This window comes from Streptococcus sp. HF-100, from assembly GCF_015594635.1.
GTDB lineage: Bacteria > Bacillota > Bacilli > Lactobacillales > Streptococcaceae > Streptococcus > Streptococcus vaginalis.
Map to the genome: position 1 here is coordinate 352,380 of NZ_JADNQV010000001.1, position 26,343 is coordinate 378,722.

At 39.5% G+C, this 26,343-nt stretch carries 18 protein-coding genes and 1 other annotated feature; of the genes, 3 read left to right on the forward strand and 15 right to left on the reverse strand.

The genetic code is table 11. From position 1 onward, the window contains the following. Positions 1 to 371 precede the first annotated feature (371 nt). The 5 genes from addA to IYQ23_RS01715 form a co-directional block, all read right to left on the reverse strand. Positions 372 to 4,052, reverse strand: a complete 3,681-nt coding sequence (gene addA, locus IYQ23_RS01695; protein ID WP_195673892.1) for a helicase-exonuclease AddAB subunit AddA — start codon at positions 4,050 to 4,052, stop codon at positions 372 to 374. After that, the gene (rexB, locus tag IYQ23_RS01700) at positions 4,049 to 7,321 is read right to left on the reverse strand and encodes an ATP-dependent nuclease subunit B (RefSeq protein ID WP_195673893.1); all 3,273 of its coding nucleotides are present in this window, start codon (positions 7,319 to 7,321) and stop codon (positions 4,049 to 4,051) included. Before rexB ends, addA begins: the two co-directional genes overlap by 4 nt. A 120-nt stretch (positions 7,322 to 7,441) precedes the next feature. Next, the gene (locus tag IYQ23_RS01705) at positions 7,442 to 8,656 is read right to left on the reverse strand and encodes an ABC transporter permease (RefSeq protein ID WP_195673894.1); all 1,215 of its coding nucleotides are present in this window, start codon (positions 8,654 to 8,656) and stop codon (positions 7,442 to 7,444) included. Beyond that, complete coding sequence (locus tag IYQ23_RS01710; protein WP_049516767.1) at positions 8,653 to 9,546, reverse strand: ABC transporter ATP-binding protein; 894 nt, start codon at positions 9,544 to 9,546, stop codon at positions 8,653 to 8,655. Before IYQ23_RS01710 ends, IYQ23_RS01705 begins: the two co-directional genes overlap by 4 nt. A gap of 201 nt (positions 9,547 to 9,747) precedes the next feature. Next, positions 9,748 to 9,960 carry a YdbC family protein gene (locus IYQ23_RS01715; protein WP_195673895.1) on the reverse strand — a complete coding sequence of 71 codons (213 nt, stop codon included), beginning with the start codon at positions 9,958 to 9,960 and terminating at the stop codon, positions 9,748 to 9,750. 87 nt (positions 9,961 to 10,047) lie between these two features. On the opposite strand from IYQ23_RS01715, the gene IYQ23_RS01720 reads away from it, so the two are divergent. After that, positions 10,048 to 10,389: a hypothetical protein gene (locus IYQ23_RS01720; RefSeq protein WP_003028044.1), complete on the forward strand. Its 342-nt coding sequence runs from the start codon at positions 10,048 to 10,050 to the stop codon at positions 10,387 to 10,389. 15 nt (positions 10,390 to 10,404) lie between these two features. On the opposite strand, the gene IYQ23_RS01725 is transcribed toward IYQ23_RS01720, so the two are convergent. The 3 genes from IYQ23_RS01725 to trpX are packed head-to-tail and all read right to left on the reverse strand — an operon-like array spanning position 10,405 to position 13,073. Then, positions 10,405 to 11,163 carry an ABC transporter ATP-binding protein gene (locus IYQ23_RS01725; RefSeq protein ID WP_174721439.1) on the reverse strand — a complete coding sequence of 253 codons (759 nt, stop codon included), beginning with the start codon at positions 11,161 to 11,163 and terminating at the stop codon, positions 10,405 to 10,407. Continuing rightward, positions 11,160 to 12,026 carry an ABC transporter permease gene (locus IYQ23_RS01730; RefSeq protein WP_174721440.1) on the reverse strand — a complete coding sequence of 289 codons (867 nt, stop codon included), beginning with the start codon at positions 12,024 to 12,026 and terminating at the stop codon, positions 11,160 to 11,162. Before IYQ23_RS01730 ends, IYQ23_RS01725 begins: the two co-directional genes overlap by 4 nt. 42 nt (positions 12,027 to 12,068) lie before the next feature. Continuing rightward, entirely contained in the window at positions 12,069 to 13,073 is a 1,005-nt protein-coding gene (gene trpX, locus IYQ23_RS01735; protein ID WP_195673896.1) for a tryptophan ABC transporter substrate-binding protein, read from the reverse strand. 133 nt (positions 13,074 to 13,206) lie between these two features. Next, positions 13,207 to 13,443: a binding site (T-box leader), on the reverse strand. A 118-nt stretch (positions 13,444 to 13,561) separates the two neighbouring features. Here trpX and fbp62 point away from each other — a divergent pair. Continuing rightward, positions 13,562 to 15,211, forward strand: a complete 1,650-nt coding sequence (gene fbp62, locus IYQ23_RS01740) for an Rqc2 family fibronectin-binding protein Fbp62 (RefSeq protein WP_195673897.1) — start codon at positions 13,562 to 13,564, stop codon at positions 15,209 to 15,211. Positions 15,212 to 15,817: 606 nt separating this feature from the next. On the opposite strand, the gene budA is transcribed toward fbp62, so the two are convergent. The 6 genes from budA to IYQ23_RS01770 form a co-directional block, all read right to left on the reverse strand. After that, positions 15,818 to 16,537, reverse strand: coding sequence for an acetolactate decarboxylase (budA, locus tag IYQ23_RS01745; RefSeq protein ID WP_070496619.1), 720 nt, complete (start codon positions 16,535 to 16,537; stop codon positions 15,818 to 15,820). Positions 16,538 to 16,687: 150 nt separating this feature from the next. Beyond that, a complete protein-coding gene (alsS, locus tag IYQ23_RS01750) occupies positions 16,688 to 18,352 on the reverse strand; it encodes an acetolactate synthase AlsS (RefSeq protein WP_080553204.1) in 1,665 nt (554 codons plus the stop codon). An 82-nt stretch (positions 18,353 to 18,434) separates the two neighbouring features. Then, positions 18,435 to 19,664, reverse strand: a complete 1,230-nt coding sequence (locus tag IYQ23_RS01755; protein ID WP_195673950.1) for a tetratricopeptide repeat protein — start codon at positions 19,662 to 19,664, stop codon at positions 18,435 to 18,437. Next, positions 19,651 to 20,829 (reverse strand): AI-2E family transporter, encoded by a 1,179-nt coding sequence (locus tag IYQ23_RS01760; protein ID WP_195673898.1) that lies wholly within the window; start codon positions 20,827 to 20,829, stop codon positions 19,651 to 19,653. Before IYQ23_RS01760 ends, IYQ23_RS01755 begins: the two co-directional genes overlap by 14 nt. 149 nt (positions 20,830 to 20,978) lie before the next feature. Beyond that, complete coding sequence (locus IYQ23_RS01765; protein ID WP_003025321.1) at positions 20,979 to 22,355, reverse strand: sensor histidine kinase; 1,377 nt, start codon at positions 22,353 to 22,355, stop codon at positions 20,979 to 20,981. Further along, complete coding sequence (locus IYQ23_RS01770; protein ID WP_003025323.1) at positions 22,352 to 23,008, reverse strand: response regulator transcription factor; 657 nt, start codon at positions 23,006 to 23,008, stop codon at positions 22,352 to 22,354. The genes IYQ23_RS01765 and IYQ23_RS01770 overlap by 4 nt, the downstream gene beginning before the upstream one ends. 351 nt (positions 23,009 to 23,359) lie before the next feature. Between IYQ23_RS01770 and IYQ23_RS01775 the strand changes: the two genes are divergently transcribed. Then, positions 23,360 to 24,373: a lactonase family protein gene (locus IYQ23_RS01775; RefSeq protein ID WP_195673899.1), complete on the forward strand. Its 1,014-nt coding sequence runs from the start codon at positions 23,360 to 23,362 to the stop codon at positions 24,371 to 24,373. Positions 24,374 to 24,590: 217 nt separating this feature from the next. Here IYQ23_RS01775 and ezrA read toward each other — a convergent pair whose 3' ends face one another. Then, positions 24,591 to 26,315, reverse strand: coding sequence for a septation ring formation regulator EzrA (gene ezrA, locus IYQ23_RS01780; protein ID WP_117644647.1), 1,725 nt, complete (start codon positions 26,313 to 26,315; stop codon positions 24,591 to 24,593). Positions 26,316 to 26,343: the final 28 nt, after the last annotated feature.

Genomic DNA, 26,343 nt, shown 5'->3' on the forward strand with positions numbered 1-26,343 from the left:
TTTTGTTAAAATTTTAAACTTTTCATTCCATTCCTACTAAATAGTCGATAAAAGAGTAAACTTTTTTAAATGAAAATTTTCATAAAGGTCTAGACAGCTTTACAAAAAAGACCGCACAAAGCCGCCTTTTGATTTAGTTTATAAGATTGAATTGCAACAACAGGATATAATTTCAAATATCATTCCTCCATCGTCTGGTTACATACTATTTTACCGTATTTTTCTGAAATTTTCAATGATTTTTTCTAAAAAATTATCTAATTTGTGAACTTTTTTATTTTTTTACAACTCAAATATTCGGAAATAGAGGATTCTATTTTTGTAAAAAAGAATTGGGAGCATTCATCAGCCCAATTCTCTAAAAATCCTATCTAGTCTACTTTTACTACTTGAAGTTGAACTCCACCTAGCAGCACTAGATATTTTTCTATTTTTTCAATACCATACGAACGACAAAGAGCTTCAGCATAAAGTGATAATTGCGCTTGGTAGCGCTCCACTAATTCACTTGGATTTGTATATTGATCTGTCTTATAATCAAAGAGAACGATACGATCAGCCAGTAGGAGATAACCGTCCAAAATTCCACGGACTACAAAATCCTGTCCGCTCGCTTGATCTTGCTTTAACATAGCAAAAGGAGCTTCACGATAAACTTTGTCAGCCTGCTTTAAGAGTAGTTGACCAAGCTCTGTCTCAAAGAAACTAGCTATCTTTTGCAAATCAATCTTCTTTTTGACAGTTTCTTCTGCCTGAACCTGAGCCAATATTTCCTTTAAAATAGCTATTGTAGGCAGTTGATTTAAAGGAATACGCTGCATCAGTTCATGGACAGCACTACCGATTTGCGCTCCTGTAACAGGGGCTTTTTTAGCAAAGTCAGGTAGTTCAAAAGAAGTTTTTCCAATAAAATCTGGAGTTTTTTTCTCCATAATCTCAACACCGTCTGTATCCATGACCGGTTCATAAAATTTCTTGATTTGGCTCGGTGTCCGAACACTTGGCAAATGGATGGCTGCTCGATACTGAGTATTTAGCCTGTCCACATTTTCCAAAATATCCAAAGCCCTGCGAATATCCTCAGACTGGCGATTGTGCGCTAAGTTCTCCTCGACAATCCGTTCCTTCAGCTTTAACTGACCTATTTTCTCACTTGTTAAATCGCTATCCGTCACAAATTGTGTTGAAAAAGCTAAATCGTCTTTCTCAAAGACTGTCTGTAAAGCCCAAATCCAGTCTTGAAAACTTGTCATAGTTTGCCTAATGGAGGCTGCTAAACGACCATTTTCAGGAGCAGGGAAGGTCTTTTTCTCCAGGCTTTCTTGACGACCTTTGCCAACCAGATACAGCTTTCTTTCTGCCCGCGTCATAGCAACATAGAGCAGACGCATTTGCTCAGAAATACTTGCCAAATGAATCTCACGCTCATTTTGCACATAAGGAAGAGTATCAATAGACAAGCGAACATGATTAGGCGCTAACTCATCAGCAGCGTCTACCACTACGTCCGCGACATACTTGATGCCGACGCCATTTTGACGACTGATAATCAAAGCAGAACTACTATCCTTACGATTGAAGACTTTATCCATATTAAGCAAAAAGACATATTTAAATTCCAAACCTTTGCTCTTATGAACTGTCATCAAGCGGACTGCATGCTTCGGAGCCGCAACGACGACACTCGCCAAATCATTTTGAGTTTCTAAGATCTTATCAATCATCCCAATAAAACGCGACAAGCCCTTAAAACTCATCTTTTCGTAGTCATTTGCTCGCAAAGTAAGAGCGTAGAGATTCGCTTGACGCCCTGCTCCATTTGGTAGGGCTCCTACATAGTCATAATAAAAGCGGTCTTGATAAATTTTCCAAAGCAAATCATAGAGCGAATTTATTTTTGCAAACTCTCGCCAATCCAGCAGTATTTCTTGAAACTGCTGGATTTTCTTTAAAAGAGGAGGTGTGATGAGTTCGGGATGTTGACCGTTCCCACTCAGAGAATTTTTCAATTTCTCATAGAGATTTTCCTGATGAGTAACATAAGTAGCTTCTGTCACCTTTTTTTGCAAGGCCAAACGAGCCAATTCATCCTCAGTAAAGGTGAACATTGGTGACTTTAGAAGTGCCACCAAAGCATAATCATTGAGCGGATTGTTAATCGTACGCAGGGTATCCAACATCACCATAACTTCTACAGATTGCAAATAATTATCCTCGCCACCGTCTGAAACGACTGGGATACCGTATTTGGCAAACTCAGATAAAATCACATCGTTGCGCGTCCGCGAAGCCGTTAGCAATGTCATATCTTCAAATGGGACATTTTCCTCATTGTGCAGACGGATAATTTCCTTAATGACCAGCGCTACTTCTCCTGCAGAAACAGAAGAAACATCCTTGTCATTCTCCTCATTATCCGTCTCAAGCGTTCCGTCATAAATGAGAAATTCCGTCTGATATTGTGGATTTGGTGCTTTTTTAGCAGGATTTCCAGCTACCAGATAATGCGTTTCATTATAATCAATTTCTCCCACTTCCTCATCCATGAGACGTTTGAAAACATCATTCGTGGCTTCCAAGACTTCCACATGACTGCGGAAATTTTCCTTCAAAACAATCAATTTCCCTTGCTGGCTATCGTCTTGATAGGTTTTAAATTTCTCATTAAAAATCTGCGGATCAGCCTGACGAAAACGATAAATAGACTGCTTAATATCCCCCACCATAAAGCGATTACCCCCATTTGATAACAGTTCTAGCATCCGCTCTTGCGTGTGGTTGGTATCTTGATACTCATCCACCATGACTTCATGGTATTTTGTCCGATAAAAGTGGCGCACATCAGGAAATTCTTCTAAAATCTGAATGGCAAAATGATTGATATCTGCAAATTCAAACGCATTTTCTTCTTTTTTCCGTTGTAGATAGCTTGTCACAAACGATTTCATAAATTGCTGCAAGACAAGCAAGATTTCCTTGGCTTCCTCATGATAGGTCACTTGAAATTCAAAGCGATAAAATTGATCTGCCAAATCTCGTAAAACTTGAATTTTTTCTTTGCGTTTTTCGTTATAGGCGTTAATAATTTCTTTTAATTCTTCTTTTCGTCCGCTGTTCGTCAAGGCTTTTCCATTGCTGGCACGCGATATTTCTACAATGTTATTGAGCGTTGTGAGATAGGCTTCCTCAGAGGATTGTCCTTGTAAACTTGCCAGACAATCAAGTACGCTCTGCACATTTTCAAGGTATTTTGCTTTGGGAAATTCCTTGGCTTCATGAACCAAATGATAGCTAAAAAAATCTTCTAAATCAAAGAGGGCTTCTTTTGTTTGTGCTAAAAGTTGCGCTTTTTCTTCTTGGAAATCCGCATGATCGTAAGCTTTCAAGAAATCTTGTTCTAAGTATTCAATTGGGCTACTGGTGGATTGCAAAAAAGCATAAATCTTATAAACCTGCTCTCGAAAACCAAGCAAATCTTTCCTCTGACCTGTAAAATTTTTGACTAATTTTTTAAACAAAGTTGCCTGATCAGATTGATAGAAGTCTTCAAAAACTTGCTCAAAAACTTCGTTTTGTAGCAATAACTGCTCACTCGCATTTTGCAAAATGCGAAAATTTGGCGCCAATTCTAGGAGATAACCATATTTATTGAGGACCTTTTGGGTAAAAGAGTCCATGGTTCCAATGTCGGCATTCGGAATATCGGCTAATTGCTGCGCCAAGTGCTGTTTGAGCTCCTCATCATCTGTTGCCTTCAAGACCTTGGATAACTCTTTCTCCAAGCGCTCTTTTAATTCACTGGCTGCTTTAACGGTAAAAGTCGAAATAAAGAGCTGGTCAATGCGAACTCCCCGCAGAATTTGGTCAATAATCCGCTGCACCATAACAAAGGTTTTTCCTGAGCCTGCAGAAGCAGATACAAGGATATTTTGACCGGAGGAGTAAATGGCTTCGATTTGCTCTGGTGTACGTTTTTGAGCTTTGTCAGACTGTGCTTCTTGATCCTGCAAAGCATAGATTTCTTCCTGACTCAAAAATGGAATCTGTCTCATTTTTCTAACTCCTCCTTCATCTTTTCTATCCATGCTTGACGCTTCTTTTCACCTGTCGGGTGACTATCTAACTTAACCAAATGGCGGGCGCTAGAGAGATGAAGATTTGCTTCAAATCCCGTAATGGACTTGTACTGCTCCACAAAAGGTGCAATACTTTTGCCATTCTCCGTATAAGGATTGATGTAAAAATGCCCTGCCAAAATCTGCTCAGCAGCACGGCGATACAAGAGTGCATTATAAGCCAACAATGTCTCCAACTCCTCTTGACTCAACAGATTCACTTTCTTTTTATCGTACAAAGCATTCAGCTGACGAGCCTGCTCAGACAAGAACAGACCTTTGTATTCTAGGTTCTTCATTGCTTCTTTGATAGCGTCGCCTTGCGATTTCGTCTTGGCTAAAGGCACAAGTGGATTGGTCATCTGCAAATACATGGCGCCAAAAGCATGCGCTTCTTCATTCATCCACGACTCTTGTTTCAGAGCTGCTAGATAGGTAGGTAATTGAGAATTTAAGCCATTGAAAAATTTCTGAAAATCAAAATTCGTATCGCTTGATTTATAGTCAACAACGCCTAGACTGCCATCTATCTTCAAACGGTCAATCCGGTCAACTTTCCCTCGAATTTGAAGGTTGCGTCCGTCTGACAAGGTTAGAACATTTGTTTCTTCTTGACCGAAAACAGCTTCTTCTTGAATGGTTTCTACCAATTCATTTCTCTCTAAAACCTGTCCTGTCGCACGCGCTGTGTCCAGCAAGACTTCGTGAGCAAACAAGGCTTCTGCATTTTCTGTATAAAGAGTTTTAAATTCTGCCTCCTGACTGGTTTCTTGAATGGCTTTTTCTAGGCGATTATCAAATGGCTCACTAGACTGCTCTTGCATGACTTTTTCAAACACACGATGCAGGAAATTTCCATGACTGCGCACATCTGGGTGAATCGTCATTTCTTCCTGCAAAGCCAAGACATACTTCAAAAAATAAGCATATTGATTGCGGTAGAATTCTGTCAAAGCTGAAGTCGACAGTAGAAATGCCTGATGAGGCGGATAAAGAGCTTGCAATGTCTGCGTTGACAAGGTTTCTGTTTCAAGGCTTGACGTTACATTAGGAATCGAAATACCTTCGCTTTCCAATTTTTTGCGCAGAACCCGCACAGCTACTGACCAAAAAGTCTGTTCTTTCTCCGTCAAAGAGCGCTCTTTATCAATATCACCTTGATTCAACTCAATAACCCTCGCCAGCAGAGCTCGATAAGTTCCAATATCATCACTCGTTGCCTGCGAACGCTTCACTTCAATCGGCAGCCCAATTGGTTGTTCATGCAATTCTAACAAATATGGAGAAATGTTGTTCTCTATTTCATTGACAATCTGAGGAGTGGAGAGGACAAGCCTCTCTGTTGCAGCATTCAAAAGCGACAAGGCAACAAAACGATTTTTCTGGAGATTTTCCTGAGCAGCAATCAGCAATTCCGAATGCGCATCAGTCGCTTCATTTAATCGTAGTCGGTCTTCGTCTGACAAAAGGCTCTTATTTTGGGAATTTTTTGGAAAATAGTCTTGGGTCAAACCAACAGCATAGACAAAAGGACTTGACAAAGGCTCGATCAAGTCATAAGACTGAATGGTCACGACATCTACTGTTGCTGGAATAGTTCGATAGTTGGATAACAGCATTCCTGACTGCACTAGAGTCAGAAAATCATCTAGCTTGACCTTGCTGGCTGAAAAGACACTGGCAAATTGTTCCAAAACATGACAAAAAGCTTTCCAAACTTCTTCTTGCCGTTCTTGATCTTGCGGGTTCGTAGAATCTACCAAACCAGCAAAATTCTGAGAAAAAGCAATCACTGTCAAAAATTGATGAAATTTCTGGAGCAGACCTGTCGCTGTTTGACTGCGAGATTTAAAAAATTCCAAAAGCGGAGTGACTATTTTTTTTCTTAATTGATTGATGTGAATCAGGTCAAATTTTTGATGCTGATTGTGAGTAAAATCTTTAGAAAATTTACTAATCCCTTTTACATCTGCAAAGCGAATATATTGCTCAAATAAGTCTAGTTCTTCTTGCTTTAAATGACCATAAAGACCTGTTTTTACAAGATTGAGCAAATCTTCTGTCCGAAAATTATAGCGTTTTAAACGCACTAACGCTTCAATAAACTGCACCAAAGGGTGATGTGCCATGGACTCGCTTCGCCCCAAATAAAAAGGAATCTGATACTGATCAAAAATCGTCTTTAACTGCAAACGATAGGCTTCCACATCTCCCAAAAGTAAGCGAATATCTTTGTAGCGAGCACCATCATGAACTCGCTGGCGAATGCTTTTCGCCACATATTCCAGTTCTTCTTTTTGATTGACAGTCGACCAAATCTGTACATGCGAGCGGTCTTGCTCCGTCAATTCCAACTCAACATCTGAGAAATCATAACGGCTTTCTAGCAGTTTTGAAATGTTCCCAAAAGCATCATCTGGCTGCGTTGCGGGTCTATATTCAGGTTTCACTTCATACTCATTTGCCAAATGGCGCAAGAAATCCACGCTAGCCTGATAGAGATTGCCCTCTCGAAAAGTCGCACGATATGCCTTCTCACTGGCATAAACACCAATAATGATTTCCACACCCTTGCTATGCAAAAGCTCGATCAAATAAGCTTCTTCAGCTGAAAAACGTGTAAAACCGTCAATGACCAAAGCCAATCCTTGCAATTCTTTATCTACATCACCTGCTGTAATATGATTGGCAAAGACCATAATATTTGACTCAGAAATAAATTCACTCTGATTTAGCTGATGCGTCACTAGCTGTAAAATCTTGATCAAATCTGCTTTTTTCTCATCCTCATCTAGATGGTCTAAATCCGCAAAGGTCATTTGAGCAGCTTGCAATTCATGATAAAGCTCAACCAATTGCTGAATAAACTGCACATCCGTCCGAATGCCTCCGTACACCTGCAAATCATGCTCTTCCATTTCAGATAATACCTTATAAAAGAGCATTCCCAAACCAATATCGTCTAATGGTCTGCCTTGCTGCACATCATTGAGGACAAAATAACGCGCCATCTGCGCAAAACGTGTCACTGTAATAGCAAACGAAGCGTGGTTTTCTAAAAGACTCAAAACAGCCCTCTCCTTTTCAAATGAAAGAGAGTTAGGTGCAATATAAAATATGCGCTTGCCTGCTTGTGCCAAGCGCTCTGCTTCTTTCACCAAAATCTTCGTTAAGGGATTGCGAATATCAGTATAAAGTAATTTCATGAGCATCCTTTTTGTCAAAATATAGTCCTATTATATCATTTTTAAAGTTTTTCAACAGCGATTGACTACATACTTTTTCAAGAAAAAAATCCCCACAAGAATACTTGTGGAGAACTATTTTTAACGATAAGCTAAAGCTTTTTTGAAACTCTTCCAAATGCCAATATCATCTGTTTGTAAAATTAAGCTGGAGTAAATCCGACCGATATAAACTGTCATTCCTAAGGTAAAGACAGAGGCAATGACAAACGAAATCCAGGCTTCTAGACTAGTTGCATAACCGTTAATGGCACGGAAAGGCATAAAGAAAGTCGAAATGAATGGAATAAAAGAACCAACTTTAAGCAAAATTGTGTCACCAGCGTTTCCAAGAGCCGTCACTCCCAAAAATCCAAGGAGAATCAGCATCACAACAGGCTGAACAGCTTTCCCAACGTCTTCAATTCTCGTCACCATTGATCCTAAAAAGGCAGATAAGACCACAAACATAAAGACACTCAAGGTGATGAAAGCAATAGTATTAAAGGAAATTGCTTCTCCCAAATGCTTCATCAGATTTGGATTGGCATCTAAGAATTCTTTTACAAAAGAAATCTGGCCTGAAAAAGCAAGCAACAGCACAGCGCCGATTACATAAATGCTGACATGGGTCAAGATAACTGCAAAAATTCCAGCCATTCGACCATAAAAATATTCAGATGCCTTGATACTGGAGAAAATAACCTCCATAATCTTTGTTCCTTTTTCGCTTGCAATTTCTTGAGCAGTTGAGCTTGTGTAAACAATGAGAATCATATAAAGTACAAGACCAATTGCTGTTGCGACAATCGTTTGAGTGGTCTTCTTCGCTTCTTTCTTCTCATCAATCTTTTCTTTGAAATCAATAGCTCTTGAAAGTAGCTTCACTTGATTAGCTGATAAATTAGCTTGGCTAATATTTGCAACCTGTTGCAACTGCATCAGTTTCTGTGTAATTTCAATTTTTGTAGCACTACTCATGCTCGTATCTGCAAAATAAGTTGCCTTGATTTGCCCCTCTTCTTCTGATACTAGCAAATATCCGCCAACCTCGCCATCTTTTACAGCTTTCTTAGCTGCTGCTTCATCTTTATAATCAAAATCCAGATTCTTAGTATCTTTCAAAACTTCCTTGACTTGAGGATTATCCACTACGACTGCAACACGGTTAGAATTACTACTTGACATGGAGGAAAGATAACCAACTCCCATACTCAGACCGATAAAAATGAAAGGCGAAATAACCATGAAGACAAAACTCCATGACTTGACATGACGAAGATAGGTTTCTTTGATAACAATTAAAGTCTGTTTCATACTTCCACCCCTGATTCTAACTTAAAGATTTCATCAATTGTTGGAGCTTGTTGGTCAAAAGTTTCAATATATTGTCCTTTAGTCAACAAGTCAAACAATTCCTTACCAGCTGCTTCGTCATCTAATATCAATCGCCATGTGCCTTGGTTGGTCAGATTGGCTTTACTTACGTGAGGAAGTGCTTCTAATTCCGTTTGAGACAGCGAGCTAGACACAAAGAGACGTGTTTTGCCGTATTGATTACGAACTTCCTGCACGCTGCCATCCAAAATGACTTTCCCATCACGAATCATAACAACATCATCACACAATTCTTCCACATTGGTCATCACATGGTCAGAGAAAATAATCGTTGCTCCACGCTCTTTTTCCTCAATAATGACCTGTTTCAAAATCTCGGTATTCACAGGATCCAAACCACTAAATGGCTCGTCTAGGATAATCAAGTTTGGTTCATGCAGTAGTGTGATAATCAACTGAACCTTTTGTTGATTCCCTTTAGACAAGCTCTTGATTTTATCAGTCAATTTTCCTTTAACTTGCAATCGTTCCATCCACTGAGGCAATTTTTCTCTCACAACTGCACTTGATACACCTTTTAAATTCGCCAAATAACGCACCTGCTCATAGACAGTCAACTTAGGCATCAGACTTCGCTCCTCTGGCAAATAACCAATTTTCTGATAGGTCTCCTGAGAAATTGGTTGCTTATCAAATGTAATGTTTCCGCTGTATTCTAAAAAACGCAGAATGCTGTGGAAAATCGTTGTTTTCCCAGCACCGTTCTTCCCAATCAGACCAAGGATTTGTCCTGATTCAGCTTTGAAATCAACACCAAATAGAACTTGTTTTTGCCCAAAACTTTTTTCTAAATTTTGAATTTCAAGCATCCTAAACCTCCTAAAATTCTAAGTTTACTATATGCATATATAGATTCTCTATATTTAATAGTATAATCTTTTGAAAGCGGATTTTCAAGTTTTTGTGTAAAATTTTCTTATTTTTTTTACAACAAAAAGAGAGTCATCAATAGCCGCCATTTATAGATTGACTGTCTCTCACTCTCTTACCTTGATTCTATTTGCGCTTTACTAAGCCTTAAAAGCATCCACTAATACTTGAAATTCTTCATTGGAAAGTGTAATCCCTTTCCCCATTTTTGTATGGTCAGGACTCCAACCACGAATATCGTATTTGGCTGGCGCACCATTGAAGCTCACACGATTCAGCTCTTTCGTCCAGCCTTTATCATTTTCTGATAACACCAATAACTTTTCTTCTATCTCAAATTTGAATTCTGACATTTTTGTCTCCTTTTTCTTCTTTCTTGATTTATTCGTAAAAAATTTACTTTTTTAGCGAGTTTGTTATATAATATATTGTAACAAGTTATGGAGAATTTAGCTATGAAAAAATTTCTCGAAATGATTTTAGAGCGAGCAAGTGAATTTATCAATTACAAAAAGGATACACAAGAGATAGAGGAAGACAACGCCAATATTTTGCAGACGATTGAAACAGCTTTGCAAAAAAAATCAGGTGTGCATGTCATTTTTTCAGATAAAAGTTTTACGGGTGATATTGTCAAATATGACAAAGAGCGCCAGCAATTGATTGTCAAAAACTTCCAGAAAAGTATGTCAACGATTATTCGTATTTCAGATATTAAGCGGATTCGTCTGGTTCCAAATACTATCAGAGAAGCGCAAAAAAGAAATTCCAACCTCAGCTAGGAGATTGGAATTTTTTTATTCAAATAAGCTGTAATAATCCGCAATCGTCATTTTCGCTTTCTCTTCTTGATGCAAGTCTTGGATAATTTGTCCGTCTTTCATGACGATCAAGCGATTGCCGTATTTGAGAGCATCTTCCATATGGTGGGTAATCATGAGAGCAGTCAGTTGGTCACGATTCACAAATTCTTCTGTCAGACTCATCAATGCCACACTGGTTTTGGGGTCAAGCGCTGCTGTATGTTCATCCAAAAGCAACAGCTCAGGGCGTTTGAGAGTCGCCATTAAAAGACTCAAAGCCTGTCTTTGCCCACCCGAGAGAAATTCAATCGGCGTATCTAAGTGTTTTTCTAAACCATTGCCAATTTTGTCTATCGTCTCCTGAAATTCTTTGCGATAATGGCTCAGACGGCGTGGCACTAGACGGCGTTTTTCACCACGAAATTTAGCAATCAATAGGTTTTCTGCCACCGTCATGCGCGGAGCTGTTCCCATCTTTGGGTCTTGAAAGACGCGTGACAGATACTTAGCCCGTTTTTCTGGTGAATAACTGGTCACATTTTCACCTAGAATATAAATGCTGCCACTCGTCAATGGTAATGTTCCTGCAATGACATTGAAAAGCGTGGATTTCCCTGCCCCATTTCCGCCTAAAATCGTAATGAAGTCATGCTCAAAAATATCCAGTGAAACATCATTTAAAATAACTTTTTCTTCCTCAATACCTGTGTTGACAATTTTTGTCGCGTTTTTTAATTCTACAATTGCTGTCATTTGCTTAACTTGACTCCTTTAAAGAATTTATTTTTGAAAGTCGGAATCATGAGACAAATTGCCAAGATAACCGCACTATAAAGGCGAAGATAGCTGGTATTAAAGCCAAGCGCAATCACGCCCCAAATCAGGAATTGATAGAGAATAGCTCCGATGACAATCGTCAATAGGCGTTCTGCCAATGTCAGGCTGGTAAAAAGCACCTCTCCAATAATGAGACTGGCAAGTCCCACAACGATGACACCAATCCCGCGCGAGACATCCGCATAGCCTTCCTGCTGAGCAATAAGGGCACCAGCTAGGGCAATGACACCATTAGACAGCACCAGACCCATTAACTCCATTCGTCCTGTGTGAATGCCAAAACTCCTTGCCATATCAGGATTATCACCCGTAGCAATATAAGCTTGACCCAATTTTGTATCTAAGAAAAAGAGCAATGCAGTTATTACCAAACTGACAAAAATCAATCCTGTCAGAAGATTGTTTAATTCGCCAGAAAACGGTAGAAAGTCCTGAATTTGCTTCGTTCCAAGAAGTCCAAGATTAGCCCGCCCCATTAACATAAGCATAATAGAATGGCAGGAAGTCATGACTAAAATTCCCGAAAGGAGAGTAGGAATTTTCCCCTTAGTATAGAGAAGTCCCGTTACCATGCCTGCCAGACAGCCAGCCAGAATGGCAACAGCAGTTGCCAGAAAAGGATTGATTCCCTTACTAATCAGCGTAACTGCTACTGCTCCGCCCAATGGAAAAGAGCCCTCTGTTGTCATATCAGGGAAGTTTAAAATGCGGAAAGTCATAAAAATCCCCAAGCCTAAAATAGCCCAAACAAGTCCTTGTGAGACAATTGAAAGTATCATACTGTTGTCCTAACTTTTAAAATATCGTTTCTTATAATCGGATTACTCAATGACTTGTCCTGCTTTTTTCAGAACATCATCTGGAATTGTTATTCCTAACTGAGCAGCCACTTTTTTGTTCACAACTGATTTGCCAATAGCAAAGATTTCAACAGCTGTGTCTGCTGGTTTAGCGCCCTTCAAAATTTTCGCCGTCATTTTTCCAGTCGCCACTCCAAGATCTTTTTGATCGACAACCACTGAACCCAGACCACCTTCTTCTACCATAGCGGTCGCACTTGGATAGATTGGTTTTTTAGCCGTTTGATTGCTGGAAACGACTGTTGAAAAAGCTGAAGCAATGGTGTTGTCAATTGGAATCCAAATGGCATCTACCTTTCCTGTCATCACATTCATGGTTGAAGCAATCTCATTGGTAGAAGGTACAGAATAAGGAAGCACTTTATAGCCTGCTTTTTCAGCCAAAGCTGTAAATTCTTCTACCTGCGTTTTTGAATTGTCTTCACTGCTTGAATAAAGGACGCCGATTGTTTTCACATTCGGTGTTAATTGTTTGATGAGCTCCAATTGCTGTTGAGCTGGGTTGTGGTCAGACACACCTGTAATGTTGCCTCCCGGCTTTTTCAAATCCTTTACTAAATTCGCCCCAACTGGATCGGTCACTGCTCCCATGACGATTGGCTTGTCTTTCGTTGCACTAGCCAAACCTTGAGCAGCAGGCGTTGCGATTCCAATCAGCACGTCATTGCCATTGGCAACTAATTGCTTGCTCATCGTTGCCACTTTACTTTGGTCACCTTCTGCATTCATAAAGTCAATTTTGATCTTCTTGCCTTTATAACCTTCTTGCGCCAATCCTTCTTGAATCCCTTTATAAATCAAATCAAGTGACGGATGACTGACATATTGCAGCACACCAACTTTTACTGTTTTGGTTGTATTGTTTGTCTTCGGTGCTTTCTCGCCATTTACACTAGAATAAATAATGCCTCCGACAACTAATACCACTAAAAGAGCAATCATTCCCATTAACCGTTTGTTTTTCATATCTGTTCTCCATTTCATATTTTTCTATTTTTTATTCGAGTAAAAGCCAGAGTCGCCATCGTTTAAACATATTTTTCCTCCATTTTAAGGGAAATGAAACAATAAAAGAAAAACCCACACACAGTTCATCCTGTGTGAGGGCGTAAATCGCGGTGCCACCTCAATTATGGGAAAAATAATAGACTTCTCCCACATCTCTATCTTGTCTAACAACAAGTTGCACTGTAAGGTGTGCTCACCGAATTTTTATCGTTTCAAATTCAACTTCTATCCATTAGCCCAATTTCATAAAACGCTGCTACTTGTTTTCACCAACCACAAGCTCTCTGCCAACAACTATTTTATTACTTTTCTAATTTGATATTATTTTAGATGTTTCTGAAACAAATGTCAAGTGTTTTGTCAAACTTTTCTGACAATAATTTTCCAACCTTTTCTTGCTATTTTTTGTTATAATTTTCTTTAGTATCATTCAAGGAGAGAAAAACATGTCCTTTGACGGATTTTTTTTACACCATATGACAGAGGAATTGCGGCAAGAGTTGCTATATGGTCGTATTCAAAAAATCAACCAACCTTTTGATCAGGAATTAGTGCTGCAAATCCGCAGCAAGCGGCAAAATCACAAATTACTCTTATCCGCTCACCCTGTTTTTGGTCGCATTCAACTAACCCATACCGCCTTTGAAAATCCAGCAGTGCCTACCACATTTATCATGGTTATGCGGAAATACCTGCAAGGTGCTACGATTGAAAGCATTGAACAGATTGACAATGACCGAATTTTGGAAATCTCTGTCTCCAACAAAAATGAAATTGGAGATAGCGTGGCAGCAACTCTTATCATCGAAATCATGGGAAAGCACAGCAATATCATCCTAATGGATAAGGCAAGCGGCAATATTATTGAAGCTATTAAACATGTCGGCTTTTCTCAAAATAGTTACCGTACGATTCTGCCGGGCTCAACCTATGTCGCTCCACCTCAGACAGGCAACCGCAATCCGTTTACCATTTCTGATGAAAAGCTATTTGAAATTCTGCATACAGAGGATTTGTCGGCCCGTTCTTTACAAAACTTATTTCAAGGCTTGGGGCGCGATACAGCGACCGAGCTCAGTCAGTGCTTAACGAGCGACAAACTAAAAACCTTCCGTGCTTTCTTTGCCAGTCCCACGCAAGCTCATCTGACAACTAAATCCTTTGCGCCCATTCTTTTTGCGGATAGTCAGAAAGAATTTCCGAGCTTATCGCAGCTGCTAGACGACTTCTATCAAGACAAGGCGGAACGCGATCGTGTTAATCAGCAAGCCAGTGAACTGATTCATCGAGTGGAGAATGAATTAGAAAAAAACCGCAAGAAATTAAAAAAACAAGAGCAGGAATTAGTCGCGACTGAAAATGCTGAAGAATTTCGCCAAAAAGGAGAACTCCTCACTACTTTTTTGCACCAAGTTCCCAACAATCAAGACCAAGTAGAACTGGACAATTACTACACAAGCGAGAAAATTACTATTGTGCTGGATAAAGCTTTGACCCCTAACCAAAATGCTCAGCGCTATTTTAAGAAATATCAAAAACTGAAAGAAGCAGTCAAGCATTTAACGGGACTGATTGAAGAAACTAAAGAAACCATTCAATATTTGGAGAGCGTAGAAACAGCTTTGTCGCAAGCTAATCTCACAGAAATTACAGAAATTCGAGAAGAGTTAATTCAGACCGGTTTTATTCGCCGACGCCAGCGTGAGAAAATTCAAAAACGAAAGAAACCAGAAAAATACTTGGCAACTGACGGTAAGACGATTATTTTGGTTGGTCGAAACAACTTGCAAAATGACGAGTTGACTTTTAAAATGGCTAAAAAAGAGGAACTTTGGTTTCATGCCAAGGATATTCCCGGCAGTCATGTGGTCATCACAGGCAATCTGCAACCAAGTGATGAGGTCAAGACAGATGCTGCGGAATTGGCAGCATACTTTTCTAAGGCGAGATTGTCCAATCTCGTTCAGGTGGATATGATTGAAGTCAAAAAGCTCAATAAGCCAACCGGTGGCAAGCCCGGTTTTGTGACCTATACTGGACAAAAGACCCTGCGGGTCACTCCCGATGAAGCCAAAATCAAATCTATGAAAATGTAAAGGTGTCCGCTAATCGGCACCTTTTTCTGACGACTCTTCGTACGGCCGACCCTCAGACGAAGTGAACCACTTTTCTGGCAAGCTGTCCGACCCTCGGACGAAGCAAACCAGTTTTCAGGCAGGCTGTCCGACCCTCGGATGAAGTGAATCAGTTCTCAGGCAAACTATCTGACCCTCGGACGGAGTGAAGCAGTTCTTAGGCAAACTATCTGACCCTCGGACGGAGTGAAGCACTTTTCTGACAATCTATCCGACCCTCAGACGGAGTGAACCTCTTTTCAGGCAAGTTGTCTGACCCTCGGACAGAATGAATCTCTTTTCAGGCAAGCTATCCGACCCTCGGACAGAGTGAATTACTTTTCAGGCAAGCTGTCCGACCTTCGGACAGAGTAAATCAGTTCTCAAGCAGGTCGTCAATGTGGATGACAGCTTAAACCAATTCTCGTTCACTTCTTCGATCGGGGCGACAGGCTAACCCAAGTCTCATTCTCTCCGTCGACCGGGGCGACAGACCTAAAAAAGGTTGGAAACTGAATTCCAACCTTTGTATTCTATTTCAGACTATTTAAGGTGTATGTAAGTCTCTTAAACCTACCCCGCCGCCTTTTATTCAGATTTCTCAATATCTTCTTTTAGCTCCGCCACATTCAATTTGGCAGCGAGAAAATCTTGGTCTTGAACCGGAAAACGCTGCTCCAATGCTGCAATCGTTCCGATTTCAACCTCTCCATTTTTCATGACAAAATCCATGACATGTCCACCGAATTGGTGGGCATCAGATAGAAAATGAAGATGATAACCAGCTACGCTGACACCGTGAAACAGCTCTGGCGTCCAAAAGCCAACGATTGTTCCCGAAATGTGTTCTACCTGGTACTCAGGCTGATGAACTGCGATTTCTGCGAACTTCTTTCCCGGAGAGGTTTTTGGAGCCATGCGCACATGCATGCTGCTAAATTCACCATGAATCTTAATTGAGTGAAAAAGATTTTCCCCGACATAACTAGCCTCTATGCACTTCTTCAACGCTTCATCGCTCAGCTCAATGTCCTGACGAAAACGCACTTCTGCTCGGTGGAAAGCCACTGCAGCATAAGGAACCGTCATATCCATTGAAACTTCTATCACTTCAGGACTTGCTCCTATCCCCTTGGCTTGATAGGCCTTGCCGTCAAGCACAATCAGCTCTCCGTCAATAGAGTCTAAAGTACCAATCCCTAAGTCACCATGTTGAAGCAATTCTTCAATCGTCATCGTCCCCTTGTAAAGCCCCGCCATCAAAGCCCCCAAAGTATTGTAGTGAAATAATGTTACAAGCTTTTCCATTTCTCCTCCTAGGCAATTTTTACTATCTTTCCTTGAAAAAAGCAGGTCTCACATCCAGCCTTTTACTGTCTAATACTGCACATCAACCGTACAAGAAAATGAGAAATTGAACTTTCTTGAAATAGTCTTGAACCCTTTCCCAGTTTCAATTTAATAAAACTCATCTGGTAAAATCGTTTCTCCTAGTGTACTGCTGTCCTTGTAATCCACTGGCACATCAATGATAACCGGTCCATTTTCCTTTAAGGCTTTTTGGAGCAACTGTGTTAATTCTGCTGGAGATGTTGCTCGGAATCCTTTCGCACCAAAACTCTCTGCATATTTAACAAAATCAACAGGCCCAAAGTCCACTCCAGATGAACGACCATATTTCATTTCTTCTTGGAATTCCACCATATTATAATGACCATCGTTCCAAATGAGATGAACAATTGGCAAGTGCAGGCGAACCGCTGTCTCTAGCTCCTGAGCCGAAAAGAGGAAGCCACCGTCTCCAGACACAGAAATAATCTTGGTGTTAGGACGAACCAAGGCTGCTGAGATTGCCCAAGGCAATGCCACGCCTAGCGTTTGCATCCCATTTGAAAAGAGCAAGTGCCGTGGTTCATAGCTTTTGAAATAACGCGCCATCCAAATATAATGCGTACCCACATCTACAGTAACCGTCATGTCGTCTGTCGTATTTTCCTGCAAGACTTCGACAATATCCAGCGGGTGCAGACGACCTTTTTCAGTTTGGCTGCGGTCAAATTTCACATCACCGTCCATTTTATCTCGCAGCACTTGCAGATATTCCCGCGAGCCTTCTGGTAATTGATAGCCGTTTATTGCTGGCAGCAATAAATCCAAAGTATTTGCAATATCTCCAATCAGCTCTCGCTCCGGTTGGAAGTAAGTATCAATCTCTGCTGGCTCTACGTCAATCACAATGACGCGGGCAGAAATTTCCGCATTCCAGTTGCGTGCTTCATACTCAATCGGATCATAACCGATAGCGATGACTAGGTCAGATTTTTTCAGAAGCATGTCACCCGGCTGATTGCGAAACAGTCCGACACGTCCAAAGAACGTAGCTTCTTCCAATTCACGAGACACAATCCCAGCCCCTTGGAATGTTTCCACAACAGGCAACTGTACTTGCTCCAATAACTGACGAATAGAAGCCGTCACTTTGGCACTTGAAGCGCCATTTCCCAAGAGAAGAACCGGTAACACAGCATTTTTAATCGCTTGCGCTAGATAGTTAATGTCTGCCACAGAACTAGAACCCAGCTGCGGATCCGTCAGCGGTTTAATTGCTTTCACATGAACCTGACTATCCACCACATCCTGTGGAATGGAGATAAAACTTGCCCCCGGCATTCCTGATTTGGCATGACGATAAGCATTGGCGATAATTTCTGAAAGAGTATTGCCATCTTGCACTTCGACAGAATACTTGGTAATCGGCTTAAACAGGGCAGCATTATCCATGGACTGATGTGCACGTTTGAGAAGATCAGCTCGTTTGACCTGACCAGCCAAAGCCAGCACTGGGTCGCCCTCTGCGGTCGCCGTAACCAAGCCCGTTGCTAAGTTTGAAGCACCTGGTCCACTCGTTGCAATCACGACACCCGGCTCTCCTGTAATCCGCCCAATTCCTTGCGCCATAAAAGCAGCATTTTGTTCATGACGAGCAACGATAAGTTGTGGGCCTTTGTCCTCTAAGGTATCAAACACACGGTCAATCTTTGCACCGGGAATTCCAAATACATAATCCACCTTGTGATTGATTAAACTATCCACAATCAAATCCGCACCAAATTTTTCAGTCATTTTCTTCATCCTTCCTGAATATCACGCTCATCATTATATCATAATTCCCATGCGTCTTATAGGATTGTGCTTGTTACTCTTTTTACAAACTATTGTACAATTCCTGCATCTCCACATCATCTGGAACCAAGTGAAGATAATGCTCTGCTTGGTGTTTTGCTTCTTCAAAATCTCCCATTTCACGAAGTAGATAAATATATTGCTCTAAAAATTCTGGATTTTCCTTTAAATCCGAGAGCAACAGTCGATATCGCTCCAAAGCTGCTGTTGTCTGTTCCAAAGCCTGATAGGCACGCGCAATATTCCACTTAGTCAGTACATTGTCTATATCTTGCTCCTCAAATTTCAAAACTTCATCAAAACGCTCTTGCTCTAAGTAAAGATTAGACAAACGCAATGCAATTTCTTCCAAGTCTTCCGCATTATCTTTTGCTTTCAAAAGGTAATCTTCTGCCTTTTGCTCATCATGAAGTTCATAAGAAAGCTGCGAAGCTAGCAACAAAAGACGCGTATCAAATGGATTTTTCGACAAACCCTGCTGCGTAAGGCGTAATGCTTCTTCTGTCTGATGTTCTGCATGAAGCGACAAAGCATAACCATACTCATAACCTTCAAATTCCGGTGAAATCGTATCAATTTGCTTAAAGTATAGATTAGCTTTTTGATATTCTTTCTGGTCATATAAAATAGTCGCTAATTCAAAGGCTACAGCATCATCGTATTCAATCTCTAAAGATTTTTCCAAAAACTCAATCGCCACTTCAAATTTTCCCAAACTTGCATAGGAAACACCAATCCGCTGATAAGTAGAAACACCCGTCTGCTCATAAATCAGGCGATTGTCTAAGCTAGCATACTCTTTAATAGCTTGATTGAAATGTCCCAATTCAAAATCTATTTCAGCCAAGCCAAAAGTCACTAACGGCTCGTCAGACAATTGCTTTGCCTCGGCTAATTTTTCCCTTGCAACATCTGGCAAGCCTTCCATTTGATAGAGATCAGCTTTGACCAAGAGTGCTGTCACATACCAGTCACTATCAGAAGTAATTTCTTCCAGATAAGCAAACGCTTCTTCCACTTGCCCGTCTTCACTAGCAATCTGCGCCAAACTGATGTAGGCTTCTGGATAATGAGGAGCTAATTTTTCATAAATTCGCTTCGCTTGAGGGAAAAAGCCGATACTTTCTAAGTAGTCGGCTAATTCAAGTAATTCTTCCTCTGTATCATTTGTTAGAGCTCTTTCAAAATATTTATTGGCATGCGCCAAATCCTGCTTTTGCAAAGAAGCGACCATTTTCTTACTGTTGTTCAATTTCTTCTCCTGTTTCATCTACCAATTCTTCTTCATACAAGCCGCTGACTTTCTTATACCAATTAAAAATAGCAGCAATCACAACTTTTGCAGACGCATAAACGGGAATTCCCAGTAAAACGCCCCAGATACCAAACATAGATCCCGCTGTCAAAAGGACAAAAAGAACATTGATTGGATGAATGTTCAATTGGCTACCGAGAATTAATGGCGACACAAACCGCCCTTCAATCGTTTGCTCTACAATAAAGACCACAATGACTTTCAAGAGCATAATTGGTCCAGCAATTAACCCCAGAACAAGAGCCGGCAGCATAGCTAGAAAACTTCCCAAATAAGGAATCAAATTTAAAATCCCTGCCGTCACCCCAAGTGTCACTGCATAGCGAAGCCCGATTACTTTAAAGAAAATGATGAACATTATCGCTACGATAATAGCTACAGTTACTTGCCCACGAACGTAATTGGCAAGCTGCGTATTGACATCTGTCAAAATTTGTCCGACTGGTTCACGAAACTTAGTTGGCATGAATTTTGTCAAATAAGATTTTAAGTTTTTTCCATCTCGCAAAAGATAAAAAAGGATAAAAGGCATGATGATAATGGCTACAATCACTTGCGAAGCCGTACTAATCAATGTGCTTACCCAATTCACTGCTTTCGATGAAAAATTACTTGCCCAAGTCGTCACTTGAACTGAAAAATTATTCACAATCTCTTCTAATTGAGGCTTGACATCATCAGAAATTCGATTTTCCAAAAAATCCTGAATTATTTTATTCGACTTTTGCAAATTAGCTGGTAAATTCTTGGCAAAGCTAACTATCTGATGCTGCAAACTTGGAATTGCCACAGCCAATCCCCAAATCGAGAGCAAAGCAATTAAGATAAAGACAATCGTAATCGCGACCAAACGATTGATCTTATGTTTCTCCATAAAATCTACAATTGGATTTAAGAGATAATATAAAAGCCCTGCTAAAATCACCGGCAGCATGATAACTCCGATAAATTCTAGAACAGGAATAAAAATAAAACTAATTTTGCTTAATACAAAAATATTCAACCCCAACAATAAGGTCACCAAAAAAACAGTGATTGCCTTATTGTCTAAAAACCACCGAAAAAACCATGATAGGCTGAAATCCTTCTTTTTGTGTTCCATACAGATATCCTTTTCTTTATTTATCTCATTGTAGCATTTTTCACTAAAAAATTCTTGAAGAAAGGGTAGTCCTTTATGAATTTCCTTCTTGCGCCCGAGTCAAACACAAAAAGCGGTCATCCATTCAATTCATGAACGGATTCCCACTTTTAGCTTTCTTTATCTGAGAAAAAAATTGTAAACCGCATTCGTTTGTCATCAACAGCTTCAAAGCGATAGCGCAAATGATGATTTTCCAAAATCTGTTGCACGATAAAGAGTCCCAGACCTGTTCCACCATCTTTGCGGTTACGACTGTAATCCGGACGATAAAATGGCTGAAATATTTGCTGGATTTGCTGTTCATCCAACACATGTTCCGCATCATTTTCAATGATTAACTGACTGTCTTTAATCATTAAAAGAATCTCTCCGCCGGCTAAGGTATAATGGAAAGCATTATCTAGTAAATTTTTAATAGCTTTCAGCAAATAAGTCTTGTTGCCATGCACTTGAAGCTCTTCTAACTGTACAGTAAATTGGTAGCCTTTCACATCAGCTAACATTTTATAGCTGCTCAAGTTTTCCTCCAAGAGCTGATTAAGTGAAAAGTCCTCTTCTTCAGCTTCTATTCGCATTTCAATCTTAGAAATTGCCAAGATAGACTGTACAAGTTTTGATTGCTCTTCCAAAATTTCACGACATTTATGCAGGTATTTATCTTTATCTTTGAAGTCACCAACACCGTAAATCATACCATCCACAATTCCCATCATGCTGGTAATCGGCGTTTTCAGCTCATGAGAAGTCATCCGTAGAAATTCTGCTTTCTCACGTTCACTTTCAGCAACTTTCTCATTTTCCAATCGCAGCGCTTCAATACTTGTCAAAAGATTGTTATACAGACTGTTAATATCTTGAGCGAGAGTGGAAATTTCATCTCGCCCTTTGACAGGACAAGCCACATCTGGAGAAAGAGTTGCCATTTTTCGCGTGCTCTCTGAAATATCTGTAATGCGTTTGGTTGCAAATCGACTATAAAGAAAAGCCACTATACCACCTAACGTTAACGAAAAGAATAAGATATAAGGATAAAGACTTAACAACACGTAAGTAGCATCCGATATTGGTTGGAGCGAATATTCCCCACGTAAGGTCAATGTGGTCCCTTCTGCCGTTCTTATCTTCTTGCTCATACTTTTAGTTTGATTATTCAAACTCATGTCAGAAGGTAAAATTGTTAATTGGAATTCTCCCTTTTCATTAGCTAAATCAATATGTGGATAAATAAGTTTTCCTTTCGCATCTAATATACTAAACCAGACGCGTGTATTCTTTCGATTGTAGTCACTTAAAAGCTTTCCTATATCATCTGACGGTTTTCCTTGAACTTGCTGAGCAATCTGAAAGAACTCACTTTTAGCTTCTCGATGCTTGACTTGCTCATAATAAACAGGCATCACAAAATAGAGTGTTGTTAAAACCGTTGTCACGACAATAAAAATTATTGTTCCTGTCAAAAGAAAATGCTTTTTAGCAATTCTCACTCTTCTTCTCCTCCAAGTTGATAACCCATACCAGTAATCGTTTTAAGAGGTATTCCTGGAATTTTTTTGCGAATATTCTTCACATGATTGTCCAATACACGACTATCCAGTTCGCTATAACCCCAAATTGTATTCATCAATTGATCCCGAGTCACCAAATGATTTTTTCTTTTAGCTAAAGCTTGGATAATTTCATATTCTTTTTTAGTAGGAGACATTTTCTCTTCTTGCCAATAAACTGTACAATCGTCAATTGAAACACGTAAGTCTCCAACGACAATCTCTGATTCTGTCACAGTACTCCGGAAAATATTTTCAATGCGTTTCATCAAAATAAGTGGCGAAAATGGTTTGGTAACATAATCACTGATAAGGTGATTAAAGCTGACCAGCTGAGTATATTCATCATCTAGTGCAGTTAACATCATAACTGGTACCTGCGACGTCTTCCGGATTTCCTTCAACACATCCAGACCGCTCATAGAGGGCAACATAACGTCCAAAATGATGAGGTCAAACGATTTTTCCTCAAATTCACGTAGGGCTTCTGCCCCGTCAAAAACCGGTGTCACCTCATAATGATTTTCTTTCAAAAATTCACAAATCACTTGATTAATCGTAGTGTCATCTTCTACTACTAAAATCTTATGCATTTCTTACTCCTTAAAATATAGATATAAAATTAAATGACTGCTAATCAATGTAAAGATTACTTTTATTATACAACAAAATAGTGAACTTACAAAGATTGAACCGTGATGCAGGATAAAAACTTTCTTCCAAAAAACTAAACATTTTTCAGAAGTCAAACAGACAACCATAATTGTTAGCACAACCACCCGCAAATCTATTTTTATTGTATCAAAGTTATCTGTTCCCATCCTATCTCGAATCTATTTTTTATCTATTTTTTCATCATAAAACTGATAGCGGCTTTCATTTGTGAAAACCATTTCATCTATTTTTGTGTTATAATAAAAGTATCAAATATTTCGAGGTGAATGATGACACAAACAGTTTATTTTGGAACTTATACACGTCGTAGCTCAGAAGGAATTTACAAAGCTGATTTTGATACTAGCACAGGAGAACTGGCAAATTTAACACTTATTGCAAAAGAGCCAAATCCTACTTATTTAGCTTTTGACAAGCAACAGAACCTATATTCTGTCGGAACTGAACACGGTGAGGGAGGCATTGCAGCCTTTAATAAAGCCGGGCAGTTGCTCAATCACGTTGTGGCCGAAGGTGCTCCTCTATGCTATGTGAGTGTAGATGAAGCAAGAAGCCTTGTCTACGGGGCAAACTACCATAAAGGACAAGTATTAGTTTATAGACGACAAGAAAATGGTAGCCTTAAATTAGTTGATTCTGATGTTCATATCGGCTACGGTCCTCATGAAAACCAAGCTGCTGCTCATGTGCATTTTGCAGATTTAACACCCGATAAGTATCTGGTTACGTGTGATTTAGGAACTGATGAAGTTGTGACATATGAAATTAGTGATTATGGACGCCTAAATCGATTAGAGACTTATCATGCGACACCCGGCGCTGGCCCACGTCATATTGTGTTCCACCCTCACTACAAAATTGCTTATCTTATTTGTGAATTAAACTCTACTATTGAAGTTTTAATTTATGATGGTGATGGTCAATTTGAACGCCTGCAAACCATCTCCACTTTACCAGATGACTTTTCAGAATTTAATGGAACAGCTGCTATTCGCTTATCTGCTGACGGTCGCTTCCTTTACGGGTCCAATCGCGGGCATAATTCAATCGCTATTTACAAAGTAGCAGGAGACGGAACACTTGAACTTGTAGAATTCGTACCAACTAATGGAAAAAATCCACGTGATTTTAATATTACACCAGATCAACAGTATATCATCGCAGCTCATCAAGACTCAGACAATGCGACTGTCTTCAAACGTGATACAGAAACAGGAAAATTAACAGAATTATCACATGATTTCTTTGTTCCAGAAGGTGTTTGTGTTGCTTTTACTCATTAATCTCTTCTTAAGAGACTAACCCCAATCGCCTATGGTTGGGATTTTTTGTTGTCTTATATGTCATCTTCCCAGATTCTATTCGTTTGCAAGTAATTGTATTAGGGAGCATGACTGTCTGCTTTAGTCTCCAATTTTACACCGAACATCATGATACTGACGAAAAGAACATAATAAAAAGAGGCAAGGGAATGAAACCTTGCCTCTTTATTGTTTTAGTTTAAAATCGGATATTTTCTCGTGTTTTTTCATACGATGTAACAAAACGATTGGTTACACCGGGTTCTACTACATCCAATGCTTGCGAGATCTCCTCAAACGATGCTTGATAATCAAAGTCATTTTCAAAAATCTCTAGTGCACGGTTGAAAGCAGTTTGAACTCCCTCATCAAATGAACGATAGCGATTTGAATATTGTAACAATTGCTCTGTCAAAGTAGCATTTTCAACAATCCGATAAGTCTCATTTTCCAGTTCATTCATATCATTTGTCAAAATCTCTAGCATACGGTTTACTGATTCGATATTGACACGATATTGTTCCAATTCTGCTACTAAAGCTTCTGTGTTATCACTTGCAGTAAAGAAAGTGGTCAGGAAGCTCCGTGGAATACCCGGCAAATTGCGTTTTTCCATATAACGCTTAATCGTGTGCAATTTGTTTATATAAATAGTAACTTTTTGTCGAGCATTGGCATCATCTTTTTCAATTTTAGCCAATTTTTCACTCAGTACTAATTGTTCATCTTCAATTTCTTTGACTCGTTTTTGAATGGTTTCAAGGTTTTCTTGAAGAACAGAATAAGCCTGTTTTCTTTCTGAAGAATCTTCAATTGCTTCTAAAACAACATCATCCAAGCTAGAAAGTTCACTTTGAAGTCGGCGAACATGATTTGTATCGCTTTCTGTCAAGAGATACAATTTTGAAAGGCGAGCAATCTCTGTCAAAAGATTTTGATTGTTTTCTTTTGTATGACCTAAATAACCTGGTAAACTATTGACTAATTTGACAACTACTTTATGTGACTTGATTTCACGGTTAAACATGTCATATAAAGCATCCATTTCTTCTTGGATTTGCGTATTTTCATATTGTGCATTGTCTAATTCCAAACTAGCAATGTTTTCACTGTTACGTTTCAAACTAGTATGCAGCTGTTGGAAGCGAGATTCAATATCAGTTTCAATAAAGTGATAACCGGATTCCAGTAATTTGCGATGACCAGACTCCAAATCTTCCAACTGTTCTGGTAACTTTTGATCTAATTCTGATACAAGCTCTGGGATTTTTTCCACAATATGCGTTAAAGCAAGGATATGATCTTCTGTTTTATCTAAAATTTCTGCTGCTTCAACAGGGTCTCCCGATGAATTCAAGGTTACAAATTGAGAGAATTCAGATTGAATTTTCTCTAATTGTTTTTCAATCTCAGGAAGTGCTGAGCCATAACTTTCTGTATCATTTGCCACAGACACTTGCAACTTTTCAAATAAATCCAAAGCATGCAAGACACGACCACTATTTTTAGATTCTTGCTTTTCTAATTCAGCAAGTGCATTGCGAATAGCAGTAATATCTTCTTCAATCAAGTCAATTTGGCTCTCGATTTTATCAATACCATGCTTTGCTTTTAGAAACCGAAACGAATTATTGTAACCTTCTGTTTCAAAGAGGTTGTTTTCGATGTCTGCAAAAGAATTTAAAGAAAGGTCAACCCATTTTTGATTCCATTCACGAAAAGCCACTTGACTTTGTCCAATCAAATGCATGTTTTTAACCGCTTCTACTTCATCATTTACAGGAAGATTATAAAGTTCTTCTTTGCGATCTTCTAACTTAGCAAGTAAAGCATCATTTCTTTTTCTTAATAAGACAGCAGTTATGTAAGCAACAATCAAGAGAACTGCTATCACTATGATTAGTATGATTAGTCCGTTAGACATGTAAAACTCCTTCAAAATATTACTTGAA